This is a genomic window from Sorangium sp. So ce836 (genome assembly GCF_028553905.1).
GTDB classification, from domain to species: domain Bacteria; phylum Myxococcota_A; class Polyangia; order Polyangiales; family Polyangiaceae; genus Sorangium; species Sorangium cellulosum_D.
In genome coordinates this window covers 14,477,256-14,490,102 of the sequence record NZ_CP102233.1, presented here as the reverse complement: position 1 = coordinate 14,490,102, position 12,847 = coordinate 14,477,256, and the positions used below count along the sequence as shown (strand labels likewise).

3 protein-coding genes (1 of these 3 running past the window's edge) are annotated in these 12,847 nt (G+C 66.3%); all 3 read right to left on the bottom strand.

Going from position 1 to position 12,847, the window contains the following annotated elements; translation table 11 throughout:
- Tightly spaced (each overlapping or abutting the next), the 3 genes in view from NQZ70_RS52905 to NQZ70_RS52895 form a layout consistent with a single transcriptional unit that may run on beyond the window.
- Positions 1 to 453, bottom strand: partial view of a non-ribosomal peptide synthetase/type I polyketide synthase gene (locus NQZ70_RS52905; protein ID WP_129581020.1) — the beginning only. The gene continues 10,143 nt to the left of window position 1, outside the view; only the first 453 of its 10,596 coding nucleotides appear in the window; the start codon lies at positions 451 to 453; its stop codon lies off the left edge, out of view.
- Entirely contained in the window at positions 450 to 8,315 is a 7,866-nt protein-coding gene (locus NQZ70_RS52900; RefSeq protein WP_129581019.1) for a non-ribosomal peptide synthetase, read from the bottom strand. Before NQZ70_RS52900 ends, NQZ70_RS52905 begins: the two co-directional genes overlap by 4 nt.
- Positions 8,312 to 12,847, bottom strand: coding sequence for a non-ribosomal peptide synthetase (locus NQZ70_RS52895; protein ID WP_257792759.1), 4,536 nt, complete (start codon positions 12,845 to 12,847; stop codon positions 8,312 to 8,314). The genes NQZ70_RS52900 and NQZ70_RS52895 overlap by 4 nt, the downstream gene beginning before the upstream one ends.

Sequence of the window (12,847 nt, the reverse complement as noted above, 5' to 3'; positions counted from 1 at the left end):
GACGTCCTTAGCGTCGGTGAGAGGATCACGCCCTGCCCCCATCAGGTGGAACCGGTAGCTAGTATCGCCCGTTCCCGAGTAGACGCCGACCCAACCGGGCGTACGGTCCGGCGCGTACCCCGCGTCCTCGAGCGCCTCCCACGCACACTCGAGGAGTATGCGGTGTTGCGGATCGAGGTAGCTCGCCTCACGGGGACTGAAGCCGAAGAAGGCGGCATCGAACATGTCTAGGTCGTCGAGTGCCCCCTTCGCAGGGATGTAGTTTGGGTCGCGGAAGACATGCTCTGGGATCCCGGCGCTCCGCAGTTCATTCTCGGAGAAGAATCGAACCGTCTCGACACCGGCAACGAGGTTCTTCCAGAACGCGTCTACGCCCGGTGCGCCGGGGAAGCGTCCAGCCATCCCGACTACCGCGATCGCTGATTCGAGCCTCTCGGTTGATGTGTCTATCATGTGTCTCGTTCTCTCCTGCGGCCCGCGTGCCGCAGCGCCTCGCGTCGACGTTGCGCGCGCTGCTCTATGCCCGCGCGGGCTTCGGAAACGTCGCGATCGCCGTCGCTAAGGTACGCGGCGAGCGCTGCAATGGATGGATAGCGGAACAATGTCACGAGCTCGATCTTTCGCCCGAGCGCCGCGTCGATACGGCTGCAGGCCTGGACCAGCAGCAGCGAATGACCGCCGACGTCGAAAAAGTTATCGTGCATGCTGATGCTCTCGACGCGCAAAACGTCCTTCCACACGCGCGCGATGGTCTCCTCGAGCGCAGTGCGCGGCGGAACCAAGGCGATGCCGATGTCCGGCCGAGCATCGATTGGCGTGGGGAGTGAGGCGCGGTCGATCTTGCCGTTGGCCGTAAGCGGAAGCGCGTCGAGCGTGACGACCCGCGCAGGGATCATGAACTCGGGCAGCCGCGCCTGCAGATGCACGCGGAGTGCCGGGACCAGGCGGAGAGCCGCGCGCCCGAGCCCAGGAGTCGAGCCATAACTCGAGAGCGGCCGTGAGTCGTCCAGGCGTTCGGCGATCGGCATCGGCCCCCGCACGCGCGGAGGCGCGCCGCAGCGCGGAGGCATCAGCAGCACGTCGAACGCGTCCGCGCGATCCGGGCACCACGCCACACTCGCGGTCCAGCCGATCTCCTCCGCGAGTTCCCAGAAGCGATCGGGCTCCTCGCCCTCGACGAGCGCGAGCCGATGCAGATCTTCGACCCGACGCGCGCTGCCTGGCTTCACGTGGGTGCGAGCCAGCTGCACGGCTGCCGCGATCCGCGCATTCGGCACACCGGAAACGCCGATCACTCCGGCAGTCGGCTGGGCGAGCCGCTCGCGCAGCGCGGCCAGATCCAAGCGATCACGCATCCAATCGAGCCACGTGGCCGCACAAGACGCCCCCGTGGGCGCCGCGCCGACGTGCAGGATCGCGCTGTACCGGAACCGCGCCATCTCGTTGTCGTGGTTACCGCGCGTTAGCTCGACCTCGATGTGGGTAACACGCGGCAGTCGCCGCCGAAGCGCCGCGAAGAGTGCTGGATCTACCGCGAGTTCCCCGTCTTCGAACACTGCGCGTCGGACACGCTCCTGCCAGAAATCGGTGCTCATCGACGGGGGCGCTCGATGCAGCTCTACCGACGCGTGGAATGCGTGCAATAGCGGCAGGCTCCGGATGTCACCGAGGAACACGAAGCCACCGTCGTCGACCGCGTCCACGGCCGCCGCGATCACGCTCACCAGGTAGTCGAGCGAGGGAAAGTATTGCAACACCGAGTTGAGGACGACCGCGTCGAACGAGCGGGCATCGAGGCCGGTCCAGTCGTCCGCAGGGCGATGAAGGAGCTCGACGCGCGCCACCTCGTCGGGGCGGAGATGGTTTGCGATATGCTCGAGCGCGCTGGCCGAGAAATCAGTCCCGACGTATCGCTCGCAACGCGCTGCGAGAAAAAACGTTAGGAGCCCGGTGCCACACCCGACCTCGAGGATGCGACGCGGTGCGAGCTTGAGCAGACGCTCAACCCGGTGTCGCAGCCAGTCCCGCATTTGTTCGGCGGGGATCGCCTTGCCGGTGTAGCTGCTCTTCCAACCTACGATATTGAACCGCGGTTCGAACTCCGCGGGTGTGTCGCGGTATACGTGCTCGTCAAAGAGAGCGTTCCACTCACGCACGTGGGCGCCCGCCGTGTCGTCCTCACCTGCCGCGTGCTTCGGGTCTGGTACCACATAGCACACAAGTTCCTTGTCGCCGCGCCCGGTGTCACGCCCGATGACGGCGATGTCCTTCACGTACGGGCAAGCGCGCGCGACGACCTCGATCTCACCAGGCTCGACGCGGTAGCCGTTGATCTTGAGCTGCTGATCGATGCGGCCGAGAAACTCGATCGCTCCGTCGACGCGCCTGCGCACAAGATCGCCTGTCCGATATACACGCGCACCCGGCAACCGCTCGAACGGATCCGGCAGGAAACGCTCGGCCGTAAGTGCAGGTAGCTTCAAATACCCCAATGCGAGTCCGGCGCCGCCCACGACGAGCTCGCCTGGAACTCCGTCCGGCACCGGCTCAAGGTGCCGATCCACGATGTCGACCCAACCATGCGGGATGCTTGTTCCAATGGGTATCGATGTCCCCCGCCCGTCATCTTGGGTGGTCGTGTGGCAGCAAGTAAACGTGCAATTCTCGGTGGGCCCATAGCCATTAATCACGCGGCATTCTGGGTGAGCAGACAAAAGCCTTGCCACGTGGGGCACCGAGAGTACGTCGCCGCCCGCAAGGAGCTGGCGTACCCCGCTCAGGCTGGGAAGGTTCTCGTCCACCATGAGGTGGAACAAGCCAGAGGTTAGCCACACAGTCGATACGCCGCGCTCACGGATCTCGCGTGCGATGCTTTCCAGCGACTGCGGGCCCGGAGGCATTAGCACGAGGGAGGCGCCGTTCAGCAGCGCGCCCCAGATCTCGAAGTTCGATGCGTCGAATGCAAGCGGCGCATATTGGAGGAACACGTGCTTGGGGGAGAGATCGACGAATGACGTCTCGCGCACCAATCGGACCACTGCCCGATGGGGCACGCACACGCCCTTCGGCGCGCCGCTGGAGCCTGACGTGTACATGACGTAAGCTATCGCATCGCCTCCCGGCGTCGGCGCCATCGGGGCTTCGCGCGCCCCGGTTGAGTCGTCGTGCTCGTCGTCGCGCTCGAGGACGACCACCGCACGATCCGTGCTCGCAAGCAGATCGGCGCCGGTCCGATCCGCGACGACGATTTGCACGTCGGCGTTACGGAGAAAAAATTCTAGCCGCGCCTTCGGCTGACGCGCTTCCAGAGGCACATACGCGGCGCCGGCCTTAAGGATACCGAGAAGTCCCACGATCATCTCCGGCGAGCGCTCCACGCAGACGGCAATCGTGTCGCCCCACCGCGCGCCAAGCGCGAGGAGCCGCATCGCTAACCGATCCGATCGCTCGTCCAACTGGCGGTAGTCGAGCCGCCGAGCCTGTTGCACGATCGCTATCGTGTCGGGCTGCCGCCGCGCCAGCTCCGAGAACAGTGCGCCGATGCTCGCCTCGAGCACCCGCGGCGCCTCGCCCATGGGTGGGCGCGCAATGATGCGCGCGCGCTCTTCGGCGGTGAGCAGTGGTAGCCGGGAGATGGGCCGCTTCGGCCCTCGCACGACCTCCTCGAGCAGCGTTTGATAGCACGCGAGGAGTCGAACGATAGTCGCATCTTCGAAGAGTTCCGGGCTGTAGACGGCGATGCCATCGAGGCGGTCGTCCTCTTCCCAGACGTGCAGTTCGAGGTCGAAGCGGGTCGTCGCGACGAAATAATCGAGGTGCCCGACGTCAAGCCCGACGATGCGTAGCGATTCGCGCGGCGCGTTATGGAGCGCGAAGACGACCTGTACGAGCGGGTTGCGGGCCGCATCCCGCTCGGTTTGCATCTCCTCGACGAGGCGCTCGAACGGGAGATCCTGGTGCGCGTAGGCGTCGAGCGCCGTCTCCTTCACGCTGGCGAGCACTTCGAGGAACGTGGGATCGGCGCCGAGGTGCGTGCGTAGCACGAGCGTGTTCACGAAGAAGCCGATGAGCGACTCGATCTCACCGCGTGTGCGGTTGGCGATCGGTGATCCGACAGCGATGTCTTCCTGCCCAGCGGTGTAGCGATGGAGGAGGATCTTGAAGGCCGCGAGTAAAACCATGAACAGGGTCGAGCCCGCGGCTCGCCCGAGCCGCCGGAGCTGTGCGGCGAGCGACGCGTCCAGCATGAAACGTCGTTCGGCGCCGACAAAGCTCGGCGTCGCGGGGCGAGCTCGATCGAGCGGGAGGCGTAGCGGCTGGAGACCCGCGAGGCGGCGTGTCCAGTGGAGCAGCTCCGATTGCAGCGTCGCGTCGTCAAGGACGCGGCGCTGCCACAACGAGAAGTCGACGTACTGCACGCCGAGCTCTTCCAGCGGCGACCGCGCACCGACGCGGTAGGCTTCATACAGGGCCGAGATCTCGCGGGTAATGACGCTCATAGACCAGCCGTCCGCGACGACGTGGTGCACGACGACGAGGAGCACGTGCTCGTCTTCGGTGACGCGCGCGACCGAAACGCGCAGGAGCGGACCCACGCGGAGATCGAACGGGCGGAGCGCCTGTTGTCGGATCCAGCGGCGCGCCTCGTCATGCCGTGACGGAGCAGCGCGCCCGTGCAAGTCTTCGAGGTCCATGTGTACCGGCTCGGGCGCATGCACCCGTTGGCTGGGAATGCCGCCGGTGTCATTGAATGTCGTCCGCAGCGCCTCGTGTCGGCGCACGATCTCGGTGAAGACCCGCTCCAAGAGCTCGACGTCGATCGGCCCCTGCAGGCGCCATGCATCGACAATGTTGTACGCCGCGCTGTCCGGCGCGAGCCGATGGAGGAACCACAGACGCTGCTGTGCGAACGAGGGGGGTATCACACGCGGGCGCTCCGCCCGCGTGATCTCGGCCAACGCGGACGCGCGCCCGCGCAACTCTGCGACCCGCGCGGCCAGATCGACGAGCCGGGGCGCCTCAAAGATTACGCGCACGGGGACGTCGACGCCGACGGCCGCACGGAGGCGCGAGATCATCCGCGTGGCGAGCAGCGAATGGCCACCGAGGTCGAAAAAATCGTCGTGCGCCGAAGGCTGCCGGATGCCGAGCACGTCCGACCAGAGTTCGGCGACGATCTCCTCGAACGGCGCGCGCGGTGGGACGTAAGCCGCTCCGCCCTCGGACGAACGGGCACTGGGCGCCGTAAGCGCTGCGCGATCGATCTTGCCGTTCGGCGTGAGCGGGAGCGCATTGAGTGCGACGAACGAGGACGGCACCATGTACTCGGGGACCCGGTTACGGAGAAACGCGCGCAACGCCTCGGCGTCGACGTGATGCCCGAGGCGCATAACGACATACGCGATGAGGCACTTGCCGGGACCGTCCGCGTGCGCCTGCACCACCGCTGCAGCGACGCCGGGGTGTTCGCACAGGCGTTGCTCGATCTCGCCCGGTTCGACGCGGAAGCCGCGCACCTTCACTTGAAGGTCGTCGCGGCCGACGAAGACGATCGCACCGTCGGGCTGAAGGCGCACGAGGTCTCCGGTGCGGTACATCCGCGCCCCCGGCACGGGCGAAAATGGGTCGGGCAGAAAGCGCTCCGCGGTCGCCGCTGGGCGCCCCACGTACTCGCGTGCGACGCCGTCGCCGCCGATGTAGAGCTCGCCGACGACGCCGGGCGGCACGGGTCGAAACTGCGCGTCGAGCACGTATGCGCGTGTGTTCGCGATCGGGCGTCCGATAGGGATCGTCGCGGCGTCGGACGCGACCACGTGCACGAGCTGCCATGTAGAGAATGTAGTGCATTCGGTCGGGCCATAGACGTGGATCAGCCGCTCCGGGGCACCGCGCTCGAGCACGCGTCGCACGCTCTCTGGATGGACTTGCTCGCCACCGAACAGGAGCGAGCGCAGCGCGCCGAACGCCTCCGGCCCTTCGGTTGCGATCATATCGAAGAGAGCCGTCGTCACGAATAAGACAGTGATCCGTTCGCGCCAAAGCGCTTCGGCGAACGCATGCGGCGCGAGGACGACGTCGCTCGACAGGCCGACGAGAGCCGCGCCGCCGAGCAACGCACCCCAAATCTCGAACGTTGCGGCGTCGAACGAGCTATTCGATGCCTGCGCAACACGGTCGTTGGGCGCGATTCGCACGTAGTCTGTGTCTCGCACGAGACGCACGATCGCCCGGTGCGTCACGGCGACCCCCTTGGGCGTGCCGGTGGACCCGGACGTGTAGAGGACGTACGCGAGGTCGTTGGCGCTCACCGCGATCGCTGGTGCCATTTCCGACAGCGCGGAGATCGCCGCCTCCTCGGCGTCGAGGTTGATCACGAAACGATCCCATGCGGCGTCATCACACCGGCCGCGCCGTAGCACGACGCGCGCCCCGACGTCGCATAGGAGGTAGCGGCGTCGCTCCTCGGGGTACGCTGGATCGATCGGCACATACGCAGCTCCCGCTTTGAGCACGGCGAGCATGGCGACCACAAGATCGGCGCCACGCTGCAGTTCGAGCCCAACGACGTCCCCGCGCCGAACGCCGCGCGAGCGCAAGTGGCGAGCCAGCCGGTTCGCGTGGCGCTCGAGTTCCTCGTAGGAGAGTGCGTCGCTGCCGTAGCGGATCGCCTCCGCCGACGGCGATGCCGCCGCCTGCGCCTCGAAAAGCGTATGGACCACTGCGTCGCGTGGGTATAGACGCGCCGTGTCGTTCCACGCCGCGATGGTCCGGCACTGTGAGTCGTCGACGAGCGGCAGCGCGGATACACGCGCCTCCGGGTTGCTCACCGCCGCGCGGACTAGGACACGGAAGCTGTTGAGCAGCCACTCCATCGCCGGTGCGTCGAAGAGATCGACCGCATACTCGAGGCGCGCGGTTATGCCGGCGGGCGTGTCGTAGACCCAGAGGTGCAGATCGAGATCGAGGAAGCCGCGCGGGAAATCGAGCGGTGTGACCCCGATCATGGGGATCGACAGCGAGTGTCCCGGCATCCATGGCGTGTCGCTGACGGCGAACGCCACGCGGCAGAGCGGGTTACCACCGCGCTGGCGCTGCGGATGCAGCGCGGCGACGAGGTCGTCGAACGGCATATCCTGATGCGCATAAGCGTCGATACACACCGCTCGTGCGCGGTGGACGAGATCCACGAAGCTGGGATTGCCGGAGACGTCGAGCCGCATGATGACGATATTCACGAAGAAGCCGATCACGTCCTCGAGACCCCGGTGGTTCCGGTTCGCAATCGCGCTGCAGATGCCGAGGTCCGCACGTTCCGTCCAGCGGCTCAGGAGCGCCGCAAACGCGGCGAGTAGGGTCATGTACGTCGTGGCCCCGGCGCGTTTGCCGATGCGGCGGAGCACGTCCGCCTCCGGGGCGTCGAGCAGGCAAGCGCGGATCTCTGCGCCGCGGAGGGACGGAGCGTGCGGCCTCGCTCGAAGCGAGGGGATCTCGATCGTAGTGAGCCCGGCGAGTTGATCCCGCCAGAAGGCGAGTTCCCGCTCGTGGGCCGGGCTCTTCAGCCACGCGCGCTGCCAGACAGCGTAGTCGACCATCTGCACCTCGGGCTCGGGCAGCGCGGTCGCGTGGCCCACGCGTGCCTCCTCATAGAGGGTCGCGAGTTCCCGATCAAGCACGAGGAGGCCGACACCGTCAGCGACGATGTGCGGCACGCTGACGACGAGTACGTGGCATGCGTGTTCGATGCGGAGTAGCCGGACACGCAGGAGCGCGCCGCGCGCGAGCTCGAAGCGCCGCTCCGCTTCGGCCGCCGCGATCCGCCGCGCCTCGTCAAGCCGGAGGTGCCCCGGCATCGCGGTCAAGTCCTCGACGTCGAGTTCCGGCTGCCAGGGAGGATCGACGAGCTGATACGGCTCCCCTGCGTCGACGACGAGGCGGGTACGGAACGCCTCGTGGCGCGCGACTAAGGACACGATCGCCTGTCGGAGCGCGTCGACGTCGAGCCGTCCGTCGAGGATGACGGCCCCAGTGAGGTTATTGGCCGGGCTCGATGGCGCGAGCGCGTCCTGGAACCACAACCGGTGCTGCGCGGACGAGAGCGGCAGTCGACCCTCGCGTGGCACGCGGGTGATCCGCTCCGAGGCTTCCGCATCCATGCGCCGCAGCAGCTCGATAATTTCGTGCTTGCGCGCCAAGAGCTGCTCGCGGAGCTCGGGGGTCAGCGCGCCGCGTGGGCCCCGATAACGAAGGCCATCTCCATCCACGTGCACGTGGATGCCGAGCGCACCGACGCGCGCGACGAGTTCTCCGGGCGTCAAAGCTCACCCTCCTCGTAGTCGATCGCGTCGCTCGGAGCGCCTAGGAATCGACGCAGCTCGACCCATCTAGCGATCGCGACAACCGTCGGCTGCTCGAAGACAAGGCGCAAGGGCAGCTCGACGCCGAACTCGGTGTGGAGGTGCGACACGAAGCGCGTACCGAGCAGGGAGTGGCCGCCGAGCGCGAAGAAGTCGTCGTAACGGCTGATCCGATCAACGTCGAGGAGTCGACGCCAGATCTCCGCGATGCGTCGCTCTGTCTCGCCCTGCGGCGCGACGTAGTCGCCATCCAACTCGGGCCGACCGGTGTCCGGTGGCGGCAGGGCGGCAACGTCGAGCTTACCCGTTGGCTTAAGCGGCAGAGTATCGAGCACGACGATACACGACGGGACCATATACTCAGGCAGTAGCTGCTCTAGGTGGCGCCGTAGGAGCAATGAGAGGGCGCGGCTCGCGTGCGCCGCGAGCGGATCGTTCGCGTACCTTCGGAGGCCGCGCGCAACGGCCGGCCGCAGCAGGGCCGGCCGTTGTGCGCTATCGCTACGACGCGCGATGAGCACGTCGTAGCGCCCATCGTCCGCGTCGAAGCTGAAGTCGATGTGACAATCGTAACCAGCGCCATCAGCGAGTTCCCAAAAGCGCTCCGGATCGCACCCGCGAGGCGCACACGCAGCGCGCAACCGCGCAGCGGTCCACCCGCGCCCCGACTCCGCGAGCAGCGCACGGCGATGAGCGGCGTCCGCCGTGCGCGCGTTGGGCACGCCGCGCAGGTGGATCGCCCTCGGACATTTGGTGAGCAGTCGCTCGATGCGCTCGATCGTGAGCCCCTCACGCGTCCAGTCGAGCGCGTCGGGTACTTCCATGGTCGGCGCTTCACCGCGCCGAATTACGACGTCGTATCGGTAGCACGACATTTCGTTCCAGTAGCACCCGCGCCGCAGCTCGACGCGCGCGAACGCGGGCGTCGATGACTCCGCGCACACCTCATGGAAAAGCGCTGGATCTACATATAGTTGCTCGTCGAATTGTGCGCGCTGCCGGACGCGGCTTCGAATCGCAGTGGTATCGAGATCGAGCGGAGCTTGGGCGAGGACGACCGACGTGTGGAGTAGTTCCGCGAGGCGATGGTTCTGCACATCGCCTACGAACAGCGTGCCATCCGGCGTGAGGACGCGCAGCGAGCCATCGATGACGCGACGAAGGTAATCGACGCCGGGAAATAGCTGCGTCACCGAGTTGAGGACGACAACGTCGAACGATTCGTCAGGGAGCCCATCGAAGTCATCCGCGGCGCGCGTCTCGACGCGGACGTGCCTGAGTTCGCCCCCCGCTGTATCAAGCTGACGGCGCAGCGCGCAGATCACCACATCGGATAGGTCGGTTCCCACGTAGGTCGAGCACGATGGCGCGAGGCGATGAAGAAGCAGGCCCGTGCCGCAGCCGAGCTCGAGCACGCGGCTCGGGCGGAGTTCCCGGATTCGGCGCACCGTGACGTCGACCCACTCCCGCATCTCGTCGCCGGAAATCGCGGCGTTCTGGACGCTGCTGTTCCAGCCGGCGAGGTTGAAGGTCGCGTCGGCCACGTCGGACGCGCCGCGGTACGTTGTGTCCCAAACCGCGCGCCACCGCTCGATCTGCTCGGCCTCGCTCGCGTAAGGTGACCACGCCGCGTCGCGGGCGACGTAGGCGACGAGGCGCCTCTCTCCCGAGGGGTGCTGGAATGTCCTCACGCAGGCTTCGCAGACGGCGGGGTGCTTGCCCAACGCCACCTCGATCTCGCCCGGCTCGATGCGGAAGCCGCGGATCTTCGTCTGGAGGTCGATGCGCCCGAGAAAATCGAGCTCGCCATTGTTGCGGAAACGCGCCAAGTCCCCGGTGCGGTAGAGACGCGCGCCGGGCGTGTCGCCGAAGGGATCGGGAACGAAGTGCGCGGCAGTCTCCGCCGGTCGAGCAAGATAGCCACGCGCGAGCCCCGCTCCGCCCAGGTAGACCTCGCCGGGTACGCCGATCGGTGTCGGATTGAAGTGCTCGTCGAGCAAGTAGATGCGGATGCCCGGCATTGGTCGGCCGATGGGAGGCAAGCTCGGCCATACTTCGGGTCGCGGCTCAAGATCGTGGATGGTCACCACGTGGCACTCGGATGGCCCGTACTGATTGTGCAGCGTGCAGTCGTCAAGCCGCTGGAAGAAGCGCCGCAGTTCCGGCGTCACCTGGAGCTGCTCGCCGGCCGTGATCACTTCGCGCAGCGACGACGGTGTGAGGCCAAGCTGGTCGGCCACACGCGCGAGCTGCTGCAACGCGATAAATGGCAGGTAGAGCCGCGCGATCTGTTCCTCGTTCAGCACGCGCAAGAGCAGCGCCGGATCGCGGCGCGTTGCGTCCGAGATGAGGACCACCGAGCCGCCCGCAGCCCACGTCACGAAGAGTTCCTGATAGCAGATGTCAAAATTCAGCGACGCGAACTGGAGTGTACGGACCGGGGCGCGAAGCCGCGAATGTTCGAGCTGCCACCCGACGATGCCTGCGAGGCAGCGGTGGATCATCGCTACGCCTTTCGGCGTTCCCGTGGAGCCCGACGTGTGGATTATGTACGCGAGATCGCACGGGTGTACGCTACGCTTCGGCGCACGCTCCGGCAGGCGCGCCAAATCATCCCCGGCCCAATCGAGGCAGACGACCTCCGCTCCCGTCGCGGGCAGCGACTCGATCAGCCGTTCCGTTGTCAAGATCACTCGCGCGTCCGCATCTTTCAGAAGAAACGCGAGCCGCTCGCGCGGGTAGCTTGCGTCGAGCGGCAAGAACGCTCCACCCGCTTTCCACGTAGCAAGAATCGCCGTCGGCAGATCCAGCGTTCGATCGACGCAGATCCCGACGATGACGTCGCGGCCGACGCCGAGGCGTTGCAGCTGGTGGGCGATCTGGTTCGCGCGCCGATCGAGCGCATCGAAGGACAGGCTCTCGCGCCCGCAAACCGCCGCGACCGCGTGGGGCGTGCGCTTCACCTGCTGCTCAAAGTGCTCGATCGCGAGCACGTCCGTTCCCGGCGGCACATCGTCTCGCGCCCTCGCGACTGCACCGACACTCCACGAATCGAGGAGCCGCGACTCCTCCTCCGATAGGAGGGATATTGTCCGCACCGGCACGTCCGGGAAGGCGGCGACACGCTCGAGCAGCGTTAGGTAATGCTCTGAGGCGCGCTGCATGCGGGCCTCGCCAAAGAGGTCCGCATTGTAGTCGAGTGCGCCGCACAACCCGCCATCGCTGGGCTCGAGGAAGAGCGTCATGTCGTACGCGCAAAGCCCCGCGAACACCTGACACGGACGGAAGGTACAGCCGCCCGCCGAGAGCGTCGGCTTCGATGGTACGACGTCGAACATCACCTGGTAGAGCGGGTGTCGGCTCAGATCGCGCTGCGTATCCAGCGCATTGACAATGCGCTCAAACGAGAGTTCCCAATGCGCTTGCGCCTCGCGCAGCTCCGCTTGCAAGACGCGCACCGCCTCGCGGAAGCTCAGATCCATTATGCGCGAGCGCAGCAGGAGCGGGTTCCCAAAATAACCAATAGTACCGCGTAAGTCCTCGTAAGGCCGCCCCGGCGCAGGCCACCCGATCACGAGATCGTTCTGCCGCGAGCATCGATGAAGCAGAACCGCAAATGCGGCCAGAAGAACTGCGAATAGCGACGCGTCCTCGCCCGCACCGAGTTCTTCCAGCCTTGCCGCGAGATCGGGGAGAATCTTCAGCTCAACACGTTTCGCCCGAAACGTGCGCCGTGGCGGACGTGGGCCGTCCGTGGGAAAATCGACCCTGAACAGCGACCCATTGAGCCGCTCCCGCCAGAACGCCTCCAGCTTCTCGACGTGCCCGAACGTCCCGAGCATCGCCGCTTCCCATGCGATGAAATCAAAATAACTCGAACGCAACGGAGCCAGCGAGGGGGCGTGCCCACGTGCGGTGAACTCGTAGGCCGACGTCAGTTCACGAATGAGTATATCGAAGCTCCTGTCGCCGTCCGATACGATGTGATGCATCGTCAGGACGAGGGCTGCGGATGCGGCGCCGAAGCGAACGAGTCGAGCGCGCAGCAGTGGATCACGTGCGAGGTCGAACACCGTCCTCGCCTCCTCGCGGACGAGACGTTCGAGGAGCGACGCCTCGTCGACCCCCTCCGGCGCATCGAGCACAGACAGTTCGACGCGCCGATCAGTGCGTATTTCTTGAAGGGGACTTTCCCCTTGCGTGAAGGCTACGAGCAGCACCGCATGCCTCGCGACGACAACGTCCATCGCAGCGCCGAGTGCGCCCACGTCCAGGGGCCCGTCGATCCGGTATAGGACTAGTAGATTTTGCGTCGGGTTACCTGGTTCGAGTCGCTCCAGGATCCACATTCGCTGCTGCGCGGACGACAGCGGGGCCGTCGTCGACCTTACCGCGTCAGGCGCACTCAGCGCGGCCCCGGCGACTCTCGAATCTGTTACGTTGCTTTCGGTTAGCGCACCCAGTGGGCAGATTGGCTCGATCTGCCCTGGCAT